Raw genomic sequence first — 25903 nt, 5'->3', positions numbered from 1 at the left:
GTTATGAAATTTCAGCTCAAATACTTTCTTATTCTTTTAATTAATACTTTGATTTTAAGTACCACACATGCTCAAAATAGCAGTAAAAAAGGTGATTATATAAAATCCTTAATTGCATCAGATAGTATTGTAAAAGCTGAAACTGTATTAGCATCTCTAATAACCAAATTTAAAACTGAAGGCAATTATGATACTTTAGTCCATTATGTTTATGATTTTGGAAAAATTCAAATCCTAAAAAATAAATCTATAAATAATGCTGTTCAACTTTCGAAAGATATTTCTAAAAATTTGACAAATAATGCAGCTTTAAGCCGACTAAATTTAGAATTAGCAAAATTATATTTTGAACAAAGTGAGCTTTCCAAAGCCTATGAGTATGCAGAACTAGCAAAAACTTATGCCCTAAAAAATTCTAATAAAAACCTATTAGTGACGTCTGAATATTATTTAGGCGATTATTCTATGAAACTAGGTGACATTCAAGATTTAGAAAAACACATGCGAAACGCTAATCGTATAATAACGCAAAATAAAAATAAACCCTACGCAGTTACTGCTCGTGTTTTCAATTTAATGGGAGCTGTGATGTTCTTTTCATCAAAACAAGATAGTGCTGTCTATTATTTTGAAAACGCACTTAAAAACATCAAAAATTTACCTGACAATTTAGAAAACAGATACTATTTACCCGCTGCCATAAGCGGAAATTTATTCCTTATAAAATTTAATCAGGGTAAGTATTCGGAGGCTAGAAAACTAGTGGAAAACTCATTAATCTTAAATCAAAAGTTTTTAAATCAAACCAATAATCACCCTCTTTTATCCAGAGTAAAAAGAAATATAGCTTTAGGCTACACCAATTTATCCAGCTTGTATTTTGATTTGGGTGATTTTAACAGATCCGACCAAATTACGCAGCTTTCCTATGGATTTGCACAAGCAAATTTCTCTCCAAATACCGAAGAATATTTTTTAACAACGTTAGCTGTTGCTGAAGTTAAAAATGCCAAAATTGAGCTTGAAGAAGCCCTAACATACCTAAAACAAGCTGAAGCTTCGTTAGACAATATGGAACAAGAAAACGACCAGTTGAGGGCCTATTTGTATAATGACTATGGCTCGACCTACTATAAAATGGGAAATTTAGAAACTGCATTGTCCTACTTTAAAAAAAGCGACATGCATTATGAAAAAGCAAACCCAGGAGAGTATGGCACTAATAGACTCTATGAAACCATGAACTTTGGTATTTTATTAGGTAAAATAGGCCAAAAGGATAAGGGTGTTGCTCATGTTAAAAAGGCTTATGATTATGTTGTTAAAGAAGATTCAGAAAACACATATTTAGAAAACGTTTTAATATTAACGCTTGCCACTATAAATTTTGATGGAAAAGATTTCGCCCAAACTATAAAATGGTGTGATAAAAGTTTTGATATTTACAATAGGTATTCAGAAAAAAAAGGCTTCGACAAACTTCATTTTGAAGAAAAAAAGGCAGAATTAATTTTATTATATTCTAAAGCTAAATATCACTTAGAACAAGATAAAAATGTTGCGTTCTTAGAAAATATATTAGCAAAAATTGAAGAAGCTATTAAAATTCTAGAAAATCGAAAATCGGTTATTTCTTCATTAGAAAGTGTAAACACATTATTAGAAGACAACAAATCGGTATTCGATTTCGCAAAAAAAATAAACCTAGAATTATTCAATCTCACAAAGCAACCTGAATACTTAAACCAAACAATTAGCTTACACGAATCTGCTTTATACAATAGGATCAGAACCCGCTTAAATATTAATAATAGTATATCTTTTGCTAATGTTCCAGAAGATATTATTGCTAAAGAGCTTAGTATAAAAAGTAAGCTAAATATTAAAATTGAAGATCAAGAAAATGAAGAAACTGCTATAGAAAACATTATACAAAGTAATATAGAATGGAATGATTTTTTAGAAGAGATAAAAAACAATCATCCTAGATATTATAATATGCGTTACGGTACTATTGGTGAGTCTTTAGCATATTTAAAAGACGATATAAACGCTAATACTTCAGTTTTAAGATATTTTTTTATAGATGAAACCTTATATGTATTTCTATTAAAAAAAGAGAGTCAAAAACTATTTAAATTAGATTATTCTACAATAAAAAAGCATATAAAAAACTTAGAAAAAAATGAAGAAGCGCTTGTAGTAACTCGTGATTTATTATTTAATCTTTACCAAGATTTGTGGGAACCATTTGCCTCTGAAATCACTACTGAAAATATTATAATAATCCCAGATGGAGATTTGTATAATGTAAGTTTCGAGACACTAACCCCTAATAAAATAGCCTCTTTTAAAGATCTTGCAACAAATAGTCTTCTTGCAAAGCACAATATATCTTACAATTACAGTTTATATTTATTAGAGCAATATAAAAATACAACTCAATTCAAAAACAGCTTTATAGCATTTGCTCCAGAGTTTAATGATACAATGAAGGAGAATTACAAATTAGCCATCACCGATTCCATCAATTTAGACAAAACCTATTTACAGTTACTGCAACAACCTTTTAATGTAGATTTAGCAAAATCTTATGCCAAACTTTTTGATGGTGATTACTTTTTAAATGAAAATTCTACGGAACATATTTTTAAGCAAAATGCCTCCGAACATAAAATAATCCATATAGGCACACATGCCGAATCCAATAACGTTAGTCCAGAATTATCTCGATTACTTTTTGCTAAAAATGTTTCGGATGAAGATGAAGATGGTTCGTTGTACGCCTATGAAATTTATGACACTAGTCTAAATGCTAATTTGGCCATCTTAACGGCATGCGAAACGGGAAAACCAAGTTATCAATCGGGTGAAGGAATGATCTCATTAGCACATGCATTTAATTATGCGGGTAGCGAAAGCATTTTGACTAGCCTGTGGAAAGTTGATGAGCGTTCTACATCTGAAATCATAGAATCGTTTTACAAAAACATTAATGCTGGTAAACCTAAAGATGAAGCCTTAAGGCAGGCAAAATTAGAATACATTGATAATACAGAAGGCAGAACACTTGCGCCTAAATTTTGGGCTGGATTAGTGCTGATGGGAGACACAAGTCCTATTGAAATATCTAACGGAATGCCTATTTGGCAATGGGTAGGTATTGCAGTTTTTATTCTACTTGGGATATTCCTACTCATCAAACTTAGAAAAAACTAAGCTACTTCCTTTTTTTTCAAAAACTGAACTTCATATAAGTTCTTATAATAGCCATCTTTCTTTTTAAGAAGTTCTTTGTGTGTTCCCTGTTCTACAATTTCGCCAGCATCCATCACTAGAATTTTATCTGCTTTTTTCACGGTAGCTAATCTGTGGGCAATAACTATAGAAGTGCGCCCTTTGGTAATTTTATCAGTAGCATTCTGAATCAATTGTTCTGAATATGAATCCACAGAAGAAGTTGCTTCGTCCAAAACTAAAATACTTGGGTTAGTTACATAAGCCCGTAAAAACGAAATTAACTGACGCTGACCAGATGATAGCATCACACCACGCTCTTTCACATTGTAATGATAACCACCAGGTAAACTGCTAATAAATTCGTGTACACCAATAGATTTTGCAGCGTCAACAACTTCTGCTTCTGTAATATCTGGATTATTAAGTGTAATATTATTCAGAATGGTGTCAGCAAATAAGAATACATCCTGTAAAACTACAGCAATTTGTGTACGTAGTGACGCTAACGTTACGTCCTTAATATCCTTATCATCAATCGCAATAACACCATCTTTTATTTCATAAAACCTATTCAACAGATTGATAATCGTGGATTTTCCTGCACCCGTTGCGCCAACTATCGCTATGGTTTGTCCTGCTTTTACATCAAAAGAAATATCTTTTAAAACAGGTTCATCTTCAACATAATTAAACCAAACGTTTTTAAAGGTAATATCGCCTTTAAAATGCTCTGCTTCATGGGTACCATGGTCGTCAATTTGGGACGTAGTATCCAGCACTTTAAAAACTCTTGTAGCCGCCACCATTCCCATTTGTAGTGTGTTGAACTTATCCGCAATTTGACGTAATGGCCTAAATAATTTTGGAATAAACATAATAAACGCCACCAAAACACCTTGAGACGCTGTATCGCTTAAAGTATTGCCCAAACCACCAAAATACACCACTAAACCTATAGTAATGGACGACGATAATTCAGCAATTGGAAAGAAAATAGAGTTATACCAAATCGTTTTTAACCAACCTTTTTTATGGCGTTCGTTAATCTGTCTGAACTTTTCATTTTCAATATCCTCTCTAGCGAACAATTGTAAAATTTTCATCCCCGTTAAACGCTCCTGAACAAAGGAATTTAAGTTAGACACCTCGGTACGCACCTCCTCAAAAGCCTTTTTCATGTACTTTTGAAATAGTCGTGTGGCATACAATACAATTGGCAACATAGCAAATACAATCAAGCTCAATTTCCAGTTCATGTAAAACATCGCGCCAGAAACTACAATCATAGTCAGTAAATCCTTAAATATTTGAAACAAACCTTGTCCAAAAATATCAGCAATACGTTCCATATCGGTTACCGATCGTGTGATCAATACTCCAACAGAAGAATTGTCATAGTACTTCATCTTAAAACGTAGTAAGTGCTTAAACAATTTCACCCTTACGTCCTTTACAACATGTTGCCCTAACCAACCTGAATAAAAGATAAATACCAACTGAAACAAAAACTCCAAGAACAATAAGCCTACCATAATTAGTACAAAACCTAAAAAACCAGCCTCAAGCTTTTGGGTCAAGTTTTCATCAATGGCTTGCTGCAGCAAATAAGGTGTTGCCACACCCAAAGCCGCAATAATAAGTACTGAAATAAACACCGTGATAAACACCGTTTTATAAGGGCTAATAAACTTAAACAAGCGCTTAAACAGTGTAAAATCAAATATTTGTTCCTTTTTCTTCGTCATTTATAGTTTTATGGTTTTAGGATACGCCACCTCGGTTAAATACAACCCATGGGCCGGTACCGAATACCCCGCTTCACTCCTATCTTTAGAGGTAATAATCGCATGAAAATCATCCAACGAAATTTTCCCCAGTCCAATGTTAATCATCGTGCCCACAATGGCACGTACCATATTACGCAAAAAGCGGTCGGCAGTAATGGTAAAATGCAACTCATCGTCACGCAAAAACCATTTTGCCTTCATGATATCACAATAATACGTTTTTACATCGGTATGCGTCTTTGAAAAGCATTGAAAATCCTTATACTCAAATAAAATTTTGGCTGCGGCATTCATCGCTTCCATATCCAATGGTTGCTTAAATAAGTATGCATTGCGGTGCGTAAACACGTTTTTCTTAAAGCCCACGCGGTACAAATAGCTACGTCTTACGGCATCAAATCGCGCATGTGCCTCTGGCTGAACCTTAAAAACATCAGCCACAGCAATATTAAACGGTAAAAACGAATTAAGTTTATACACCAAATCGGTTTCGGCAAAGGTGGCCTCGGTATCAAAATGTGCAAACATTTGTTTTGCATGTACGCCAGCATCCGTTCTACCGGCACCAACCACGGCAATTTTTTCATTCAATACTGTAGACAGCGCATCCTCTAAAACCTCCTGGATCGTTATGGCCTTTGGCTGAATTTGCCAACCATGGTAAGCTTTTCCATTATAAGAAAGTTCTATAAAATATCGCAAGGGCTTGGTGTATTATTATAAAAGCACAAAGATAGCGAGATTTGATCTCTCAAAGAAACCTCCAATCTTAATTATATATTAAAACATGTTTTGGGCGTTACCACAATCCCGATAGCTATCGGGAGGGCTTTCCGCTATATCTTTTTTAAAGCTACGCTTCGATATCTTCAACCAAAATATATTTTGGTTTCGATAGTCTCAAAAAAGGATGCCGCTGCTCCCGATAGCTACCGGGACTAACGCGGGTGTGTTTGCTTATTTTATTTTTTAAACTGAGAGTTAGTTTTTTTATGAGGTTTGTTTAATAGTCTCGGCTATAAGTAGCTGCTTGATTTGTCATAAAACTTTACAAGTAAATAACGAGTTATAATTTAATGACCCAAAAAAAATGCGTGTTAAATAAAACATATACATAATTTTATTTAACACACAAATCAAAAAATAAGCCTTTTTATTATTCTTTTTTATTTAATGGCGAATGATGTTCATGAACCATTTTCCAACCCATTTTAGTTTTTACAAAAAGCAAAGTAATTTGATCGTTAACAACTACCAAGTCTTCTCCAAACTTCAATTGAAAATCGGAATGAAAAGTAAGATTTGCAACATCACCGTAAACGGCAATTTTTAAATCTTTCGCATCGAATTTCACGACTTCGGTTACTGCACCAAAAACATTACGCTCGTGAGTTTCATTTGCCTCACCTCCGTTTCGTGGTTCTCCATTCTTAAATTCTGTAAATTTTGAGCCATACGCGTGATACGATATTAGTTTATCTAAATCACCATCTTTAATGCTTTGAGCAATTGCCCCAAAGGTTTCCATAACTTCTTGTTGTGCCTCGGGAAACTCATCGTTAATAAGATCCACTTGTGCGTTACAACTAGTCCCAAAGCATACTAAAAACATAATACTTACTAATGTTAATCTTGATTTCATAATATTTAATTTAATGGTTAAAAGATTGTTTTAATTACAGTACAATTTTAGAGGATATTCTAAATTATGGCTTGTACTATTTCTTCAAAAACTAGGACAGTTTATGAGAATTATAGAATTTGAAGATGGATTTTTTAGTAACAAATTGCCCGTATATAGGACTTTTACGCTATATTATTTTGATATCGCACTTGGCGCATCACCAAATTCTTTTTTAAAAGCCCGACTAAAATATGAGGGGTCATTAAACCCAACATCATAAGCAATTTCAGAAATTGTTTTATTGGTAGTTTGAAGTAATTCTTTGCCTTTTTGCAGTCTTATAGATCTTATAAACAGTGCTGTAGATTTTCCGCTTGTAGCTTTTAATTTTCTATAAAGTTGCGATTCACTTAAACCCAATTGAATGGCTAATTCCAAAGGTCCGAATTCTGCCTGAGTTATATTATCATAAATAACGGTTATAATTTTATTAAGAAATTTTGTTTCAGAATTTTTAATGTTTTTATTAAGAAGTCTGTCTATTCCTGTTTTTTCAAACTTATTCAATATTGTTTTACGCAAAAGAATTAGCTGATCTATACGCATTAATAATTCTTCTTTCTTGAATGGTTTTGTTAAATAAGCATCGGCTCCATGAGAGAGCCCAGTTAATCTATCCTCAAAAGTAGCTTTAGCTGTAAGCATGATTATTGGAATATGATTGGTGAGCTCATCTGTTTTTAGTAGTTCACAAACTTCAAAACCATCTTTTTCCGGCATCATCACATCGCTAATAATAACATCGGGTATTTTTTCAAATGCCATTTCTATACCTATACTTCCATTAGGTGCATGTAAAATTTGATAGTTTCCTTGTAAGCAGGTTTTAATATAATGTGCCACATCCCTATTATCTTCTACAATAAGAACTAAAGGATGATTTTTGTTAGACGTGTTAGAAAATAGATTATCATCTACTAAAATTGATTCATTATTGAATTTTGAAACAGTTGATGTCGTAATTAATTCTGAATCATCTAATTGATTTGCATCGTTAGTAATAGGTATTTTTACACTGAATACACTGCCTTTCCCGAGTGTACTTTCCACATGTATAGACCCATGCATTAATTCAACAAACTCTTTAACTAATGCCAATCCTATCCCTGAGCCTTTCTCTAGTTTGGATGATGAGTTATCTACTTGATAGAATTTATCAAAAACATGCTGCTGTTCTTCTTTTGATATGCCTAAACCACTATCTTTTACTTTAAAGTAAAAACAGGGCGCGTGTTTTTTCTGAACCTTTTCAATAAAAACTTCAACTTTACCATGTTGCGCAGTAAATTTAATGGCGTTAGAAATTAAATTGGTGACAATGGCTGTGAATTTATTCACGTCTAAATCCATATTAAGACGCTCTAATTCGCAGTTTACTGAAAAATCAATATGCTTTTCTTCAGCAAGGGATTGAAAGCTTTGAGTTAGATATTTGGTAAAAGGAATACTATCAATTTGAACTAAATTTAACTCCACATGACCACTTTCAATCTTAGCTAAATCTAGCATCTCATTTATTAAATTTAATAAACTATCACTATTCCTATCAATAATCTCTACTGCTTTTTCAAGATGGTCAGTTTGTTGATTATTTAAATCCGATTTAATATTACTCGTCATTCCTTTTATAACGGTAAGTGGCGTTCTAAATTCATGTGTAATATTTGTAAATAAAGCGTTTTTTAGCTGGTTAATCTCCATAAGTCGTTTACTTTCGTTAGCTGCTATTCTTCTGGAAATTAGAAAATAGACACCAGAAATTAATAAGATCAAAAGTCCAATAATTAAAAATAGATTCTTCTCTCTGTTCTTTTTGCGCAAACCCTCTTCATAATTTACATTCAATAATTCTTTTTCTTGTGCTTGAGCAATACTGTCTGCAACTAATTGATTATTAAAAATGATATTTTGAATTTCTGTTCTTGCCTTGTCTTCTTTTTTATCATTTACTAAAACTTGGTACTTTTCGTAAAAATCAAGAGCTAATGCTGGTCGGTTTAATTTTTTATTAATATCATAAAGGCTTTTTAAAAGATTTGCTTCTGGTTTCCAATTATTAGATTCATAAACTTCAAGACAAGCTTCACATTCTTTTAAAGCTTTATTATACTTCTTCAACCCATAATCTATTTGACATTGCCACAAATGAATATCCATTGAAAAATTCCTTGAATATTTTGGTGTGGCAAATTGCGAGGTAACCGTTTTATATTCCTCTAAATATTTAATAGCTTCAGGATATCTTTTCTCTTTTATGTAAAGTGAAAGTAGATAACCAGTTCCAACAGTGGCATATTCATAAAGACCTATTTCTTTTGATATTCGAATAGCTTCTTTCCAATGTTTTATAGATTTTGGAATATCTCCCATTTTATGATAAACATTCGCTAAATTTCCATTAGCTCCAGAAATACTTCGTTTAATTCCGTATTTCTCACTTAACTTTAAATGCTCTAAATGATGCTTTTCGGCTTGTTTGAAATCCCCTAAAGTTTGAAAAATAAAACCTTGGTAAGTAGCACTCCAACCTTCGTTTAATCTGTCCCCTAATTCTCTATAGTGTTTTTGTGATTTTTGTAGTGATTTAAAAGCATTGATATAATCATCATATTCTAAATACAAATCTCCAGAACGATAGGCTTTGCCCATTAAAATATTAGCATCAATTTGATACCGATTACTATTTTTCTTTTTAGCTAAATCTAGCATTTGCTTTCCTAAAACAAGTGCACTATCCGTTTTTGTAAACAGATAATAATCTTCAATTAAATTGGTCATGGCTTCAAATCTTATTGAATCATGAAGCGTTTCAGTATGCCAAATTTCAAAAAGGGAGCCTTTATCTTTTTGAGCAAAAGCAGTACTCAAAAAAAATAGTGAACCTATAAATATGAAGACTATTTTCATTAACGATGACTAATAAACTAATGTAGTCTTTTTTTTCTGACAAAGTCAAATAAAGTCTGATTATAAAACCATTATAAATTAAACTAAGAATATATAACTTTACAAACACAAATTACAGTTTCAAATTAATGACTAAAATACTCCTACTTTCTGACACACACAGCTATATAGACAAGGATATTTTAAAATACGTAAAACAAGCTGATGAAGTATGGCATGCTGGAGATATTGGCAGTTTAAAAGTTACCGATGCTATAAAAGCTATAAAACCGTTGCGAGGGGTATATGGTAATATTGATGATGCCGAAGTGCGTTTAGAATTCCCAGAACATAACCGCTTTATGTGTGAAGATGTTGATGTTTGGATAACCCATATTGGTGGTTATCCGCCAAAATACAATATGCGTGTTGCTGAAACGATAAAACAAAATCCACCACGACTTTTTATTTGCGGACATTCGCATATTTTAAAAGTAATGCCAGATAAAAAACTAAACCTCATCCACATGAATCCAGGGGCAGTTGGTAAACATGGGTTCCATAAAACCAGAACCATGCTCCGTTTTACTATTGATGGCAAAAAAATTGATAATTTGGAGGTTGTTGAGTTTAAGAGACGATAGAAGAATTAGTTCTTTATTGTGCTTAATTGATCATTTTTATATCTACATCAAAGGCCTTAATCCATGTTAACCCTGAGCCACTCATAATCTCATTTCCAAGTTCAATATCTGCTATGAGCAAGTGTGATGACAGCATATTTTCTTGAATGGCGTAATCTAGAAGAACTTTACCATCAATCTTAGATTTAACTGAAAAATCTTTAGCCTTAAATGTAATATTAGTCCATTTATTATCATTTTGCCCTGACATATCAGACCAATCTTTATTTAGCCAAACTTCCCATATATGATTAGGCGTATGCAATTCTCCATACTTTTTTCCTGCAGGTTCAAAATGATTTTCGGTAGCAAATGTCCATATCATGATTTCAGCAGCAATAATATCAGGGTTTGGTTTAGTGCCTATGTCCGGCTCATTTACCAACCACATAGTTGTCGCTAAATTATAATCTCCATTTGCAAAAATCTCTACATCATGTGCAATGGCTAATTCCTTAAGTTTTGATATTTCTAAAGGGAATCTGCTATCAAACTTTGGTTCTGGCAACCAAGGTGATGCGCCAATTTTAATTTGTGGATATGCATAAATAACGCTTCTACCCATTGGCCAAGACCAAGACCATCCATATCGAAATAGACTATCAACCTGCTTTTTTTCTAAACATTGACTCCAATCATCATCTTTTGCTGCAAGTTTATTCCATACATTATTATTTAGTACACCAAGTTCTGTCTCAACAGAAAAATAGTCTTCACAGTTTATTGTAATGGATTCTGGTTTTACCCAAGTGGTCTTTTTTTGCTGGCATGATATCAAACCAATAAAAAAAACAAGAACTAAAAACCTCAATTTAATCATTCTACTCTCGTTTTTCATTCATAATTTTTTTTGTAATTCCTGTCAAGACTCAAAATATAATTCTATTTGAAAGCATAAAGAAACGACAAACCAATTACGCTAATTTTTCTGGTAAATTCAAAAAAAACAATGCTTTACTTGAGAAACACAGCCTTTAACCCCTCATTCTAAAAGGGAAATTATTGCGTATGATTTTTCCTTCTAAAAAGCTTGTTCTGAGTATAATCAAAGTAAAAGATTAAGGTTATGTAAAGCAAAGAATTACAAAATACATGTAAAGGCCTTAAAATTGCCTCAGAATAGCATCTCTAAACTATAAGCGTTAGCACTTTAAAGCAATTAAACAAAACCGTTTTATGTATAAAACCCTCTGCATTATCCATAGATTAGTTGTAATTTTGCGCGATAAAAAATATAAATATATTATGAGTGTAGTAAAAGAAAATGATACTGTAAAAGTACATTACACAGGAAAATTAAGCAACGGGCAGGTTTTTGACAGCTCATTAGAGCGCGAACCGCTTGAAGTGACTTTAGGACAAGGTATGCTTATTCCTGGTTTTGAACAAAGTATTATTAATATGAAGGTGAGCGAAAAGAAAACCATTAATATTCCTGTAGGTGAGGCTTATGGCGAAGTGCAAAAAGAATTGTTTTATAATGTAAAAAAAGAACAGCTTCCTCCAGAAATGACACCTGAAGTTGGCATGGGAGTTGCCTCTAAAGACGAAACTGGTAGAGAGGTACAATTTCGTGTTGCTGAAGTAAAGGAAGATTCTATTATTCTAGATGCAAATCATCCTCTTGCTGGACAGGATTTAACTTTTGAGTTAGAACTTGTTGAGATAAAATAAAACAAGAAGCCCCTCCTAAATGCGCCCAGTTGGGAAGGACTGGCTTACTCTTATATTAAGGGATTAAAAAAGATGAAAAACGGCCTGAAACATATTTTCAGGCTTTTTTGTGTTCTTGTTTTATAGATTACTTTCCTAGGCAAATATGGAACACCTTGATAAAAGCAAAAACCTAGGCGGACAGGTGCGTTAGGGATAGCAGAGGAAAGCCCACAGCCCAACGCAGGAGGTGTGAGGACTTGTAACGGAAAGCCCAACCCGACCCTAGGAGGGATTAAGGGAGGCCACATATCCCGCTCTTCAGCGGGATTAGTTCAACCAACTATTTTGAATGCGTTGCTTTGCAACTTTTCAAAATAGGGTTTCACTAAAAAAGCCCAAGATCTTCACCTTGGGCTTACGCACTAATACTACTAAGATGTTAGGTTTAACGTAATCTGTCTACAGATTTTACAAGATCTTCATCCTTTTTAATGGCTTTATTGGCCAAGGCCAAAAACACGATAGAAATAATAGGAAGAAACATCCCAATACCTTTCTCAGAAACTTCAGTTTCTCCAGATAAATTTAGAGATAGATATACGAAAAATCCTAGTAAAAAAAAGTTTAATATGATGTTAAGGCGCCCCAAAACAAATTGAAGCTTCCTGTTTTTAAATAAAAATATGGTGATTAATGACAACGCTCCCGATGCTAAAAATACGGCGAAAAACGGTAACTTATCTTTAGCAAAAACAGTGGTACCATCGTTGGTTATCCATAAATGGAACACGAAGATAAGCCCTAGCGCACTGGTAGCCGCCAATAACAAATATACTGTTTGAATGCGTTGTAACATGTAAGTTTTATAATCTGGAAAGCAAAAATAGTAGTTTCTTTATTAATTTGACAGCTTAAATTAAAATAAAGTTGTATTATTGCAGTAATAATTCTCAACAACCGCCAATTCAGGTTGTTAATTCTTCAGAATAAAAAATCTATTTTTTTCAGAAAACTCAAATTTTATATTCAATATAATAGCATATAATTAAACATTCATGTTTGAAATTTCACAATTAAAAGAAAAGAAACTTACTGATTTACAAGATATTGCAAAACAATTAAGTATTCCAAAATTCCGCTCGATGAAGAAATTGGATTTAGTGTATCAAATATTAGATAAGCAAGCAGCAGATCCTAAAGTAGTAAAAGAAGCGGTGCCTACCCCAGACGCAAAAACAGAACAACCTGCTAGAAAACCTAGACAGCGCGTACAGAAAGAGCATAAAAACGATTCTAGCCCGAAAGACAATAAAGCCTCTGATAATGGACAGGAAAAATCGGCTGAGAAAGACACGTCTAACGACAGCCAAAAGCAGAATAACACTCAACAGAACAGAGGGCAGCGCGATAACAAACAGCGTAACCAAAACCAAAGACGCGACAATAACCACCAGCACAAAAATCAGAACCATAAGAATAAAGGCAACAATGGTAATAATGGTAATAAGGACAATAGAAACCGTTACCGTGAACCTGATTTTGAATTTGATGCCATCATTGAAAGTGAAGGCGTATTAGATATTATGCAGGATGGTTACGGATTTTTAAGATCCTCAGACTACAATTATTTATCGTCTCCTGATGATATTTATGTATCACAATCGCAAATTAGATTGTTTGGTCTTAAAAAAGGTGATACGGTTTTAGGACATGTGCGCCCGCCTAAAGAAGGTGAAAAATACTTCCCTTTAATTAAAGTGAGTAAAATTAATGGGCAAGACCCTAATGTAGTTAGAGACCGCGTTGCTTTTGAACATTTAACGCCGTTATTTCCTGAAGAAAAATTTAATTTGGCAGAACGCCAAAGCACCATTTCTACTAGAATTATGGACTTGTTCGCTCCGATAGGAAAAGGACAGCGTGGTATGATTGTATCACAACCAAAAACTGGTAAAACCATGTTACTTAAGGATGTTGCCAATGCCATTGCAGCGAATCATCCCGAAGTATATCAAATGATTTTATTGATTGATGAACGTCCTGAAGAGGTTACAGATATGCAGCGTAATGTGCGTGGAGAAGTGATTGCTTCTACATTTGATAAGGAAGCCCATGAGCATGTAAAGATTGCAGATATTGTTCTTGAAAAAGCAAAGCGATTGGTAGAATGTGGACATGATGTTGTCATTCTTTTAGATTCTATTACACGTTTGGCAAGAGCTTACAATACGGTACAACCTGCCTCTGGTAAAATATTATCGGGTGGTGTTGATGCTAATGCATTACATAGACCAAAACGTTTCTTTGGTGCTGCTCGTAATATTGAAAATGGTGGTTCTTTAACTATTATAGCTACGGCACTTACTGAAACTGGTTCTAAAATGGACGAAGTAATTTTTGAAGAATTTAAGGGAACTGGTAATATGGAACTTCAGTTGGATAGAAAAATATCTAACCGTAGAATTTTCCCTGCTATCGACCTTACGTCTTCAAGTACGCGTCGTGATGACAAATTATTGGATGACAATACCGTTCAACGTATGTGGGTAATGCGCAAATATTTAGCAGATATGAATCCTGTGGAGGCTATGGAATTCATCAACGAACGCTTTAAACAAACAAGAAATAATGAAGAATTTTTAATATCCATGAATGGATAATTAGGAAGCTGACTAACTCAAATTAACTATGGCCCTAGCATGTTTGTTAGGGCTTTTTTTGTTGTGAAAATTTAAGCTTAGAGTGCTTTAAACAGTTTATTTTAAACTTCGTAAAATAAAATCTACTTTCTTATTGGTGTTTTTATTTTCGGCATAGGAATCTGTAATATGCTTTGGAGGTACAGCAAATCCTTTTTGAGTTAAAGATTGGATTTCATCGGCATATTCTAAAGACACTTTTCCAGTTAAAAGCAAACTTAGGTCTTTACCAGAGTGATAATAATCGTATATTTTTTTGAGACCCGAAAGGTACAGATAGTCTTTAGTAAATCCGCCACCCCGGTGCGCCCTTAGTGTGATATAAAATGCTGTTTCTCTATCTAAATCATAATTATTATGCAACAACCTAAAGGTTCTAGAAAATGGATAGCCTTTTGCTAAACTATCTACGGCTATTACCCTATATGCTAGCTCCTTAAGACGTGTTACCGTTAAATTATTACTCATATATTCTGAAAATACCGCTAAGCCTTCCTGAGTTTCCTCATTATTTGGAAACCCATGAGAAAATATTTTTAAAGGATGTAGCAATCCATTCATGGTAGTCACCATATGTACTCCAACTTCGTGGTTGGTTAATACTGCAATTTCATTTTCCGAATAAGTATGATTGGTATTCAAAACCAAGGTTTTGATATTGTTCAAAACCATGGCAATTGCCGAAATTTTATCAGAGAAATCTATGTTATAGCTGAAATTGTATTTTTTAGAGAATTCTTTAAAAAAGACCTCAGAATCTTTCGCAGAATATTTTGGAAGAAAACGTTCTAACTCTTTATTTTCATCTTCAAAATGCAAAATAAATTTGGCATTTTCTACATCGTTTTCCGTAGGCGTTCCAAAACAATGCAAACTATTGAAATAGAAATGTTTCCCGTTACCAATGTTTTCAATACATTGGATGAGTCCAGAGTAAGCATAAATAATATCCTCGTAAAGATTACGAATATCACCGTCTTCAATTTGCTCCAAAGGTTGCGTAAACAATTCTCTGTGAAGTTTAAACTTATCAAAATTGATATTAGGATATTTAAACACCGGATCGGTTAAGTACTTCGTTGCAAAAAAGCGTTCTTTTTCTTCTTCGATATTTATGGGGTTGACATAGCTCAATAATTCGATTTGCTTCACCAACTCATCAATGCGCTTATCAATCTCTAACAATGCTTTTGTACTCGTGCTATTGTCCACCATCATAATTACCCTTTAAAAGCGTTGTAAACGTCTTGAGCATGTTTTGGAATTCGTATTTTTAATTCCTCTTCCACTTTTTTAACCACTTCTGGAAAAATAACTTGCTCGTATTCATCGCAATACACCTTTGCTATTTCAGTCGCCAAAACTAATGTATTTTTAAAGGTTTTGGTAATATATTTTAAGAAATATCCATTGCCTTGAAATGTATCATTTATTAAAGACGTAGATTTTATGTCGTATGGTAATTCAATTTCAGAAAGACTCTGTCTCCAATCTTCTATGACGTCTCCAAAACGCGCATTATCAATATTACTTGTACCCAAGTTCCAAGTAGGCACGTCCCTATCCCAACGTTTCCAGTTATAGCTGTGCATGTCATATACAGTACAAAATGCAAATTTTTTCTCTAGAGTTTCAATTAAAGCATGTACTACCTTGTAAAAATTTAAATGCTTATTCAAGCTTTTTGTTTTCATGTCTTCTCCAAGTGGTTGGTGCCACAATTGCTTACCCCAAGCAGTTTCAAAAACGGCTTCTTCGGGGGCACGATTCAAATCGTATTCAAATCTAGAGTCGCAACCTGCAATAACTATGGGATGTGATTGCACCATATTTTTGGTTTCTGGGTCTTCCTCATACCAACGCTCATATTCCGTATGAATGCAATTCTCCCAAAGTTCCTTTCTAAATTGATGTCCGTCATGGACCGCCGCACATGCATAGGGTACATAATTATCAATTTTTATAGTAAACGAATAGTCGGACGCTACAGCCTCAAATGTTTTCTCAGATTGTATTTTTGAAATTATTTGTGCTATTGTTAACCTATCCATCCTTCAAAATTCTTTTCAAATTAGCATAAACCGCTTTTTCCATATCATCATATTCGCCATCAGCAAACGCCATTAATTTGATATCCGCAAACAAATCAGCAAAATCATTTCGGTAATAATTGTTTGCTTTTACTGCCTCCAAGATGTTCTGTATACATTGGTAATCGTTATCTTTCTTGAATTGCTCATAAACTCGCTTATACACCTCTTTTTCCACGCGCTTTAAGATATATTCTTTCTCGTTCCATGTTTCGCTCAAATCTGAATGTGAGACATAAATTAAAATATATGCCAACACTTCATCTTTTGTCCATGTTTTTGGTTGTTCCATATTGCCTGAAGTTAAGGTTCCGAATTCAGTCCATGAGCCATCATAGACAGATATATTTTTATGTCCTGAAATTTCTGCACCTAGAGCTAACACACATGCTGTGATACCTGAACCGCAAGAAAAGGTGATGTCTTCATCTTTTTCAGCTACCATATAAAAAGACTTCTCAATCTCCTTTTTTGATTTTAGTTTACCATTTTCCAATACATCTGTGAATGGTAGATTTATAGAATTGGGAATAGTTCCTCTGCGCAAACCTTCTCTGGGCTCAGGAACGTCGCAATTGAATCTTGCAGCAGACCGCGCGTCAACTATTTTATGGGTTTTAAATGTTGAAGCATTTTTAATATCATCAAAAAACTTCATGAAGTTAGGCTGAAGATTTGCTTCAAAATCGCCAAATTCACCTTCATAAACTTGCATATATTCCGTTGGAAAACCTGCGTTTTGCCATTCTGGAAAACCACCATCCAATACGGCTATATTTTGAAAACCAAACGCTTTAAACAACCACCAAACCCGGGCGCTGGAGTAAATACCCTTGTCATCATAAACCACAATGGCGCTGTCATTGTTTATACCTAACTTTCTTGCTTCTTGTTGAAATTGCGCTTCCGAAGGAAATGCACTTGGAAATGGATTTGACGTATCGCTGAACTTTTTTTTGATATCAAAAAACCGTGCTTTTATTATTTGCAAGGACATCGCATCAAATGCTTTAGCGATGGTGCCATCCAACACTATCAAATTTTTAGCTTCTAAATTATCGTGAAGCCATTGAACTGAAACTACCGGCAATGTTATGGTGATATTCATTTTTTCTTTTAAAGAGTATACTGTGACTGCGACTGTAAACTACCTAAGCATCTTGAACAGCCTTACGCAACCTGGTTCGTCTATCAAAAGCTTGTAGTTTATCCAGAACCTTCATCTCCAAGAAATCAATAACCTTCTCCTCTATTTTCGTTTTAAGCTTATAGACTTTATTGATATACGTAATCCCTCCAGGAGACATTACGTTTACTTCAACCAGCTTTCCACCAATAACGTCAATACCAACAAAATAAAGTCCATCGTTTACCAATTTTGGCCCAATTTGCTTACATAACGCCTTTTCTTCCTTGGTTAAGGTATGCTTTTGCACACTACCACCTGCGGAAACATTAGAGCGATGATCGTCACTTCCAGGAACGCGTTTCATGGCGCCCACAGGCTCCCCATTTAAAATCAAAATACGTACATCACCTTGGTCGGCACCTTCAATATAATCTTGAAGAATTACATAACTTGATGAACCATCACTATTTGTAATATAAAAATCCAGTAAAGAATTAATATTGCTCATTGCAGATTTTTCAATAAGAATAACACCAGAACCTCCAAAACCATTCAAAGGTTTTAGAATCATTTTATCTGCCGTAGATTCCTTAATTTGTTTGATTAAATAGCGCTTACTTTTTGATACATGAGTAGCTGGAATAATATTGCTATGTGCATCACCAAATGCAGCGGTATATAATTTGTTATTTGCTTCGCGCATGCCTTCCAATGAATTCATAATAAAAACATCATCCTTTACAGAATCAAGAAAGTTTAACATAATGGGATCCAAAGGTGGATTTGCCCTAAAAAAAATAACATCAAACCCTGCCAAGGGCAACATTTCTTCTCTAATTTTTACCTTATTATAAAAAGATTTTAAAGAAGAAGGTGTTTTTTCCATACGGTTTATTACCGAGCAATTTGCTGTGGTAACACTGTTACGTATGGTTAAATCTGCAGGAATGCACATGGCAACACCATGATTTCGTTTTACACATTCTTTTATAAGAGCAAGGGTTGTATCATTGTCGGGATCCATATTTTCCCAAGGATACATGATGAAGCAAATATTCATGCTTTAGTGGTTTTTTAAATTTGATTAATTCCCTTAAAAATAAAGAAAAAAAGTCGAGAATTTAATCTCTTGGAGATTATTTTACCTCGTCATAATGGTCATCCCATTCTTTAGGTTGCGGCTCATGAAGCTTATCTAAAGATTTTGCTACAAGCATAGATACAGTAGCATCACCTGTTACATTAACTACAGTTCTACCCATGTCTAATGGTCTGTCTACAGCAAAAATTAACGCAATCCCAATAGGTAATAGTTCCGCAGGAAACCCAACGGACTCCAACACAATAACTAACATAACAATACCTGCACTTGGTACAGCAGCACTACCTATTGAGGCTAAAACGGCAGTACCGATAATAACCAGTTGGTTAGTGAAGGTTAAGCCTTCCGGCCATAGTACTTGCATAATAAACACTGCAGCAATACCTTGATACAAACTGGTTCCATCCATGTTTACTGTAGCTCCCACTGGTAGCACAAAACCTGAGACTTCCTTATCTACACCTAGATGCTCTTCCACTCGCTCCATAGTCACCGGCAATGTTGCAGCACTACTGCTCGTTGAAAACGCCAATAATTGTGCTGGACTTAACTCTTTTAGAAACCAAATTGGCGATTTTTTTGCGATAACACTTACCAAAACTAAATAGACTATTATCATTGATATCAGTCCTCCAACTACACATAACGCATAGTATAAGAGTTTTACAAGTATCTCGGTGTCATCAAACGCAATAATAACATTTGCTAAAAGTGCAAAAACAGCATAAGGTGCAAACAGCATAATTAAGTCTACCATTTTCATAACTACCTCGTTTAAAGAGTCGAAGAAATTCACCAATGGTTTTGCTTTTTTCTCGCCAACTAATAATAAACAAATACCAACAAACAGTGCAAAAAATATGATTTGCAACATTGAAGCGTCTGCAAACGCCTTAAAAATATTACTTGGAAAAATATCTATCAAAGCCTGTAGAGGCCCTGCGTCCCTTTGCGCTGAAGCCTGAGCGATTCTATCGGTAACACCAGCATCATTTTCATACTTAAGTTTAATTTTTTCTAAAGTATCCTGTGGCATTCCGTTACCTGGCTTAACAATATTTACTATTGCCAAACCAATAATAACTGCTATTAAAGTAGTTGTCATGTAAATACCAATGGTACGCAAACCCATTGATTTAATTTTTGAAATATCTTTTAAATCTGAAATTCCCTTGATTAAAGAAGCTAAAATTAACGGTACAGCAATTAGTTTTAAAAGATTAATAAAAATAGTACCAAAAGGGGAAATCCAATCGGTTACAAAACCTTTTCCGCCATCAATACCATTCATTATAAAACCAAAAATGATTCCGAGAACCATTCCAATAATAATCTTCCAATGTAATGCTAGTTTTTTCATATAAAGCCTCTTCTAACCTCTCCAAACGAGAGGGATTATTTCGTTATTAAATGAAGTTACAAGATAAGTATTTTTTAAACTCTTTACTTGAGCAAAGAAACCTTGCAATAAGATTTAAAAAAATGCACTGGCAAATAAATTTAGCCCGACTGTGTTCCTTCGTTTGCGCTTAGGATAAACTTATCCTTATTTTGCTAAGCCACTATTGATGAAACCTTTCTTAAAAAAACAGTTAATATTAAACCTATAAGATCCTGAAACAATTTCAGGACGTTTCGCGAAAAGATATAGCCATAAGCGGCACATAGTCTCCTAAAAACTTTAAGAATATATTTTATTCAAAAGATAAAAATCAGCCAAAACCAATGCTGCCATGGCCTCAACAATGGGAACCGCTCTTGGCACCACACAGGGATCGTGACGCCCTTTTCCTTGCATTTGCACTACCTTGCCCTCTTTATCAATGGTTTCGTATTTCTGGATTAGTGTTGCAACTGGCTTAAATGCTATATTAAAGTAAATATCCATACCATTGCTGATACCACCTTGTATACCACCGGAGTAATTGGTTTTTGTAGAACCATCAGTATTGAAGGCATCATTATGGTCGCTGCCATACATGGTACTGCCATGGAATCCGCTGCCGTATTCAAAACCTTTAACGGCATTGATGGATAACATCGCCTTACCTAAATCGGCATGCAATTTGTCAAAAACCGGCTCACCTAAACCAACTGGTACATTTTTAACAACACAACTTACAATACCACCAACCGTATCTCCTTTGCTTCTCACCTCTTTGATGTACTGCTCCATTTTTGAAGCCATGTCTTGGTCAGGGCAACGTACGATGTTATTTTCAATTTGAGTTAAGTCGAGTTCAGAATACGGTTTATCCAGTTTCATAGTACCCACACTTGAAACATAGGCGTATATTTTTATATCTTTTAACACTTGTTTTGCAATTGCCCCAGCCACAACCCTACAGGCTGTTTCACGGGCCGAACTTCGCCCACCCCCACGATAGTCGCGTGTGCCATATTTTTTATCGTATGTATAGTCCGCATGACTTGGTCTGTAACTATCTTTTATATGCGAATAGTCATGAGATTTTTGATTGGTATTCTCAATAACAAAACCTATCGGAGTACCCGTAGTTTTCCCTTCAAAAATACCAGAGTAAAACTTTACGCTATCAGGTTCCTTGCGTTGTGTAACAATGGCTGATTGTCCTGGTTTACGGCGATTCATTTCATGCTGAATAGCGTCCATATCAAGCTCAATACCTGGCGGACAACCATCAATAACACCTCCTAAAGCAGGACCGTGCGATTCACCATATGTTGTTACGTTAAAGAGTTTTCCAAAGGAATTTCCTGCCATTTTAAATTTTTTTTGCTAAAATAAACTTTAGCCTTGAATTACGCTAATTTTCACTAGAATCAAAAATTGATAGTTTCATAACGTTAAAATAACAATATGCTCATAATTAGTTAATTCATTAGTAATCATTACATAATATGAAAACATGTTATTTGTACGACAATAAGCGATAGATTTTTAGTAACCCCATACTCCATTGAAAACAAAACGTAAAGTTGAAATCGTAGTAATTTCAGATACGCATTTAGGCACTTATGGCTGTCATGCAAAACAATTATTAACCTACTTAAACAGTATAAACCCCAAGAAACTAATTCTTAATGGCGATATAATTGACATCTGGCAATTTAGCAAACGGTATTTCCCAAAAGCCCATTTAAAAGTAATTAAGAAAATCATGGACTTTGCAGCTAATGGTACAGAGGTGTTTTATATAACGGGTAATCACGATGAAATGCTCCGCAAGTTTAGCGGTACGACAATTGGAAACATTTCTATAGTGAATAAACTGGTTTTAGATTTAGATGGTAAAAATGGTTGGTTTTTTCATGGTGATGTATTTGATATATCTATACAGAACGCGAAGTGGCTGGCAAAATTAGGAGGTTATGGTTATGACTTGTTGATTTTACTCAACAGATTTACCAATTGGGTTCTAGCGAAGATGGGGAAAGAACGATATTCACTTGCCAAAAAAATTAAAAATAGTGTAAAGGGTGCGGTTAAGTTTATTGATGATTACGAAAAAGTTATAACTGATTTAGCAATTGACAATGGCTATGATTACGTAGTTTGCGGACATATCCATCATCCAAAAATGGAAATTCGTGAGAATAAACACGGGAAAACCATGTATTTAAACTCCGGGGACTGGGTAGAGAATTTGACAGCTCTTGAATATCAATTTAAACGATGGAAGATTTATAACTATAGCCACGACAAACTATCCCCATTCTTTGCAGATGAAGACCTTAAGGAAATGGAGATTAAAGAATTAATTGCCGCAATAACCATTGTAGATAAAACTCAAAAAGTCAAATAAGTGCTTCTCTCAAAACTGTAATTAGGTGTTTAGCTTCTCGTCCAGCACTATCCTTTATTTGATGCCTGCAACTTGTTAAGTTAGTCGTTACATACTCCTTTGTTTTTCTTGCAGTTAGAAATAAACTTTGCTCCCCAATTTGCATATTTATTTCGTAATATTCTTTTTTAAAACCAAAGCTTCCCGTCATACCACAACAACCACTTAGTGTTACAGCCAACAGTAGAATTCGATATACATAAGCATCAGTGGCATAAATGACCTTATTTAAATTATCAAAAAGTAATTCTCCAGATAATTCTGATCTTAAGGGTTTTAAGTATTCTTGAATCGGTTGCGCCACTATTAAAGTAAAAATGATAAATACAAATACCATTTTGGCGTTATTTTTGTAAAGTTATCGAGAATAATAAATATGATCTATATTACATACTGGATCGTATATTCATTAATCAAATAAAAACTAAAAACTTATGAAAAAATTATTCGTATTAGCATTAGCCGTATTAGGATTTACTTTCACATCAAATGCGCAAGAAATTGCAGATAATGCTATTGGTTTGCGCTTAGGGGACAGCAATGGCCTAGGAGCTGAAGTTTCGTATCAGCGTGCTTTGGGTCAGGAAAACAGACTTGAGGTTGATTTAGGCTGGAGAAACAGCAACAATTACAACGCATTCCAACTTACTGGTTTATACCAATGGGTTTGGTTGCTTGATGGCAACTTTAATTGGTACGCTGGTGCTGGCGGTGGAATTGCTGCTTTTGACGGAAAAAATGTATTAAGAGGGACTGATGAAACAGCAATTTTTGTTGCAGGTGATATAGGAATAGAATATAATTTTGATATTCCTTTATTATTATCGTTGGACTTCAGACCTACATTAGGCTTTGGAGATTTCTCTGACGATCTAGATTTTGATATTGCACTTGGTATCCGATATCAATTCTAAATCTGATGATTACAAAGAATACGAAAAAGCACCTAAATGGGTGCTTTTTTATTTGTATTTTGTTATATAAGAGAGGAGTCAACTATATTTGAAGTGCTATTAACAATTAATCGATGAAGGTAATTAAGTGGGGATTTATAGGTTGTGGAAGTGTTACAGAAATTAAAAGTGGCCCAGCATATCAATTAACGCAAGGGTTTGAGGTTACTGCTGTAATGCGGAGAAATATGGTAAAGGCCGAAGGTTATGCAAAACGCCACAACATTAAAACCCATTATAACAATGCAGATGATTTAATTAATGATAAAAATGTTGACGCTGTCTACATCGCTACGCCCCCTGATAGTCATTTGCAGTACGCCCTAAAGGTTGCTGAAGCTGGAAAAATTTGCTGTATTGAAAAACCCCTAACTCCCAATTATCAGGATAGCTTAAAAATACAAAGCGCATTTGAGGTCAGAGACTTACCCTTATTTGTTGCCTATTACAGACGTTCGCTACCTCGGTTTTTAAAAGTGAAGTCTTGGATTGACGATAATCTAATTGGAGCCATTCGCCATATAAACTGGGCATTTTCTAAACCTCCAAATGATTTAGATTTGAACAAAGCCTACAATTGGCGTACAGATCCGAAAATTGCTCCTGGTGGATACTTTGATGATTTAGCGAGCCATGGTTTAGACTTATTTGCTTTTTTATTAGGCGACTTTTACGATGCAACAGGAATTTGTAAAAATCAACAAGGACTTTACGGTGCTTATGATGCCATAACCGCTAACTGGATTCATAAAAACGGAATTACTGGATCTGGAAGTTGGCATTTCGGAAGTAAAGATCGTATTGATGAAGTTGTTATTATAGGAAGTAAAGGACATATAAAATTTTCAGTATACCTTGAAAATCCTATTCAAATAAAAAATAATGTTGTCGAGGAATCCTTGAACGTAGAACATCCAAAACATATTCAATTATACCACGTTAAAGGTATGAGAGATGAACTAATTTTAAACAACTTCAAGCATCCTTCCACAGGAAAAACAGCTGCAGATACGAGTTGGGTGATGGACAAAATTTTGGGCAAGCTTTAATTATTAATACAGACATTTAAAGTTTCATATATCAATTTACAGGAACTTTTATTTATCTTAACAAAAATATATTCTAAGTTATTTCATGAGACCCATCCAAATTACCGTCTGTATTTTTTGCGCCGTATTATTTACGCTTAACTGCAAATCAAAAGAAACAAAAAAAAAGAATATACAGCCAAAATTAAAAGCACTTATCATAGATGGTGAAAGCGGTCATGGTATTTGGCCAAAAAGCACATTCATGATTAAAAGTTATCTTGAAGAAACAGGGCTTTTTGAAGTAGATATTGCACGGAAAAAGTACCTTTGGATTGGTCCTCATCACAATGAGGTTGAAGAAACGGATAGTATCAAGGAACTGCTAAATATATATCCATTTGAAGATGGTACAGAAAGAATCGTTTTAGATTCTACTAGATTCGATCCAGATTTTAACCCAAATTTTAAAAAATATGATGTAATCGTCAATAATTTAGGGTGGAAGTCCTCTGAATGGCCAGAAGACACAAAACAACGTTTTGAAGATTACATGAAAAATGGAGGTGGCTTAGTAGTTGTGCATAGTGCCAATAATGCTTGGGGCCAATGGGAAGAATACAATAAAATGATAGGTCTTGGTGGTTGGGGCGGTAGAACTGTAGAATCTGGCCCTTATGTTTACTACAACAAAAATAATAAACTTGTAAAAGATCCTGCTGAAGGGCCTTGTGCAACACACGGTCCACAGCACAACTACATTATTAAAACGAGAGCTTCAGAGCACTCCATAATGAAAGGTTTGCCAAAAGAATGGCTACATAATAAAGATGAACTTTATGAACGCATGAGAGGTCCTGATGAAAACATGACTATTCTTGCTACGGCATATTCAGACCCCGTACATGGCAAAAGAATGACCGATAGACATGAACCTCTTTTGATGGCTATAGAATATGGTAAAGGAAGAACCTTTCATACAGCACTTGGACATATGGATTATTCCATGGAGTGTGTAGGCTTTATCACAACCTTGCAGCGGGGTGCAGAATGGGCTGCTACGGGAGAAGTAACACAGGCTATACCTGAAGATTTTCCAACAACTGAAAATACAAGTATTAGAAAGTGGAGTTTAAATTAAC

At 34.4% G+C, this 25903-nt stretch carries 21 protein-coding genes; 8 read left to right on the top strand and 13 right to left on the bottom strand.

Going from position 1 to position 25903, the window contains the following annotated elements; translation table 11 throughout:
- The first annotated feature begins 3 nt into the window (after positions 1 to 3).
- Positions 4 to 3219, top strand: a complete 3216-nt coding sequence (locus AC1B0Z_RS00245) for a CHAT domain-containing protein (RefSeq protein ID WP_483793455.1) — start codon at positions 4 to 6, stop codon at positions 3217 to 3219.
- Here the strand turns inward: AC1B0Z_RS00245 and AC1B0Z_RS00240 are convergent.
- The 4 genes from AC1B0Z_RS00240 to AC1B0Z_RS00225 form a co-directional block, all read right to left on the bottom strand.
- Positions 3216 to 4985 carry an ABC transporter ATP-binding protein gene (locus tag AC1B0Z_RS00240; protein WP_483793453.1) on the bottom strand — a complete coding sequence of 590 codons (1770 nt, stop codon included), beginning with the start codon at positions 4983 to 4985 and terminating at the stop codon, positions 3216 to 3218. The two genes, AC1B0Z_RS00245 and AC1B0Z_RS00240, sit on opposite strands and share 4 nt — an antisense overlap.
- The gene (gene truA / locus AC1B0Z_RS00235) at positions 4986 to 5729 is read right to left on the bottom strand and encodes a tRNA pseudouridine(38-40) synthase TruA (protein ID WP_483793452.1); all 744 of its coding nucleotides are present in this window, start codon (positions 5727 to 5729) and stop codon (positions 4986 to 4988) included. It abuts the gene before it with no gap.
- A 454-nt stretch (positions 5730 to 6183) separates the two neighbouring features.
- On the bottom strand, positions 6184 to 6669 hold the full coding sequence (locus AC1B0Z_RS00230) for a YybH family protein (RefSeq protein ID WP_483793451.1): 486 nt from the start codon (positions 6667 to 6669) through the stop codon (positions 6184 to 6186).
- A gap of 174 nt (positions 6670 to 6843) precedes the next feature.
- The gene (locus AC1B0Z_RS00225) at positions 6844 to 9618 is read right to left on the bottom strand and encodes a hybrid sensor histidine kinase/response regulator transcription factor (RefSeq protein WP_483793450.1); all 2775 of its coding nucleotides are present in this window, start codon (positions 9616 to 9618) and stop codon (positions 6844 to 6846) included.
- Between the two features lie 128 nt (positions 9619 to 9746).
- On the opposite strand from AC1B0Z_RS00225, the gene AC1B0Z_RS00220 reads away from it, so the two are divergent.
- Complete coding sequence (locus AC1B0Z_RS00220; protein WP_483793448.1) at positions 9747 to 10241, top strand: metallophosphoesterase family protein; 495 nt, start codon at positions 9747 to 9749, stop codon at positions 10239 to 10241.
- A gap of 22 nt (positions 10242 to 10263) precedes the next feature.
- Here the strand turns inward: AC1B0Z_RS00220 and AC1B0Z_RS00215 are convergent, their stop codons facing one another.
- Positions 10264 to 11118, bottom strand: a complete 855-nt coding sequence (locus tag AC1B0Z_RS00215) for a GH12 family glycosyl hydrolase domain-containing protein (protein WP_483793446.1) — start codon at positions 11116 to 11118, stop codon at positions 10264 to 10266.
- 407 nt (positions 11119 to 11525) lie between these two features.
- On the opposite strand from AC1B0Z_RS00215, the gene AC1B0Z_RS00210 reads away from it, so the two are divergent.
- Positions 11526 to 11954 (top strand): FKBP-type peptidyl-prolyl cis-trans isomerase, encoded by a 429-nt coding sequence (locus AC1B0Z_RS00210; RefSeq protein WP_483793445.1) that lies wholly within the window; start codon positions 11526 to 11528, stop codon positions 11952 to 11954.
- Positions 11955 to 12381: 427 nt separating this feature from the next.
- On the opposite strand, the gene AC1B0Z_RS00205 is transcribed toward AC1B0Z_RS00210, so the two are convergent.
- The gene (locus tag AC1B0Z_RS00205) at positions 12382 to 12792 is read right to left on the bottom strand and encodes a DUF4293 domain-containing protein (RefSeq protein WP_483793443.1); all 411 of its coding nucleotides are present in this window, start codon (positions 12790 to 12792) and stop codon (positions 12382 to 12384) included.
- A 199-nt stretch (positions 12793 to 12991) separates the two neighbouring features.
- Here AC1B0Z_RS00205 and rho point away from each other — a divergent pair, with 199 nt between their 5' ends.
- Positions 12992 to 14596: a transcription termination factor Rho gene (gene rho, locus AC1B0Z_RS00200; protein ID WP_483793442.1), complete on the top strand. Its 1605-nt coding sequence runs from the start codon at positions 12992 to 12994 to the stop codon at positions 14594 to 14596.
- 96 nt (positions 14597 to 14692) lie between these two features.
- Here rho and AC1B0Z_RS00195 read toward each other — a convergent pair whose 3' ends face one another.
- The 6 genes from AC1B0Z_RS00195 to aroC form a co-directional block, all read right to left on the bottom strand.
- Positions 14693 to 15850 carry a peptidase MATCAP family protein gene (locus tag AC1B0Z_RS00195; protein ID WP_483795219.1) on the bottom strand — a complete coding sequence of 386 codons (1158 nt, stop codon included), beginning with the start codon at positions 15848 to 15850 and terminating at the stop codon, positions 14693 to 14695.
- Between the two features lie 5 nt (positions 15851 to 15855).
- Positions 15856 to 16686 (bottom strand): N-formylglutamate amidohydrolase, encoded by an 831-nt coding sequence (locus AC1B0Z_RS00190; RefSeq protein WP_483793441.1) that lies wholly within the window; start codon positions 16684 to 16686, stop codon positions 15856 to 15858.
- Positions 16679 to 17833: a sulfurtransferase gene (locus tag AC1B0Z_RS00185; protein ID WP_483793439.1), complete on the bottom strand. Its 1155-nt coding sequence runs from the start codon at positions 17831 to 17833 to the stop codon at positions 16679 to 16681. The genes AC1B0Z_RS00190 and AC1B0Z_RS00185 overlap by 8 nt, the downstream gene beginning before the upstream one ends.
- Positions 17834 to 17876: 43 nt before the next feature.
- Positions 17877 to 18914 (bottom strand): glutathione synthase, encoded by a 1038-nt coding sequence (gene gshB / locus AC1B0Z_RS00180; protein WP_483793437.1) that lies wholly within the window; start codon positions 18912 to 18914, stop codon positions 17877 to 17879.
- Positions 18915 to 18990: 76 nt separating this feature from the next.
- Positions 18991 to 20316: a dicarboxylate/amino acid:cation symporter gene (locus AC1B0Z_RS00175; RefSeq protein WP_483793435.1), complete on the bottom strand. Its 1326-nt coding sequence runs from the start codon at positions 20314 to 20316 to the stop codon at positions 18991 to 18993.
- 321 nt (positions 20317 to 20637) lie between these two features.
- Complete coding sequence (aroC, locus tag AC1B0Z_RS00170) at positions 20638 to 21699, bottom strand: chorismate synthase (protein WP_483793434.1); 1062 nt, start codon at positions 21697 to 21699, stop codon at positions 20638 to 20640.
- 196 nt (positions 21700 to 21895) lie between these two features.
- Here aroC and AC1B0Z_RS00165 point away from each other — a divergent pair, with 196 nt between their 5' ends.
- The gene (locus tag AC1B0Z_RS00165; protein ID WP_483793432.1) at positions 21896 to 22741 is read left to right on the top strand and encodes a UDP-2,3-diacylglucosamine diphosphatase; all 846 of its coding nucleotides are present in this window, start codon (positions 21896 to 21898) and stop codon (positions 22739 to 22741) included.
- Here AC1B0Z_RS00165 and AC1B0Z_RS00160 read toward each other — a convergent pair.
- Complete coding sequence (locus AC1B0Z_RS00160) at positions 22734 to 23117, bottom strand: hypothetical protein (RefSeq protein ID WP_483793430.1); 384 nt, start codon at positions 23115 to 23117, stop codon at positions 22734 to 22736. The two genes, AC1B0Z_RS00165 and AC1B0Z_RS00160, sit on opposite strands and share 8 nt — an antisense overlap.
- Positions 23118 to 23214: 97 nt before the next feature.
- On the opposite strand from AC1B0Z_RS00160, the gene AC1B0Z_RS00155 reads away from it, so the two are divergent.
- From AC1B0Z_RS00155 to AC1B0Z_RS00145, 3 genes are all read left to right on the top strand, one after another.
- Entirely contained in the window at positions 23215 to 23694 is a 480-nt protein-coding gene (locus tag AC1B0Z_RS00155; protein WP_483793429.1) for a hypothetical protein, read from the top strand.
- Positions 23695 to 23807: 113 nt separating this feature from the next.
- The gene (locus AC1B0Z_RS00150) at positions 23808 to 24782 is read left to right on the top strand and encodes a Gfo/Idh/MocA family protein (protein WP_483793428.1); all 975 of its coding nucleotides are present in this window, start codon (positions 23808 to 23810) and stop codon (positions 24780 to 24782) included.
- Positions 24783 to 24867: 85 nt separating this feature from the next.
- Positions 24868 to 25902: a ThuA domain-containing protein gene (locus AC1B0Z_RS00145; RefSeq protein WP_483793426.1), complete on the top strand. Its 1035-nt coding sequence runs from the start codon at positions 24868 to 24870 to the stop codon at positions 25900 to 25902.
- Position 25903 lies beyond the last annotated feature (1 nt).

The organism is Hyunsoonleella sp. J2K-J805, from assembly GCF_057167125.1.
This window is presented reverse-complemented; position numbering and strand designations above follow the sequence as displayed.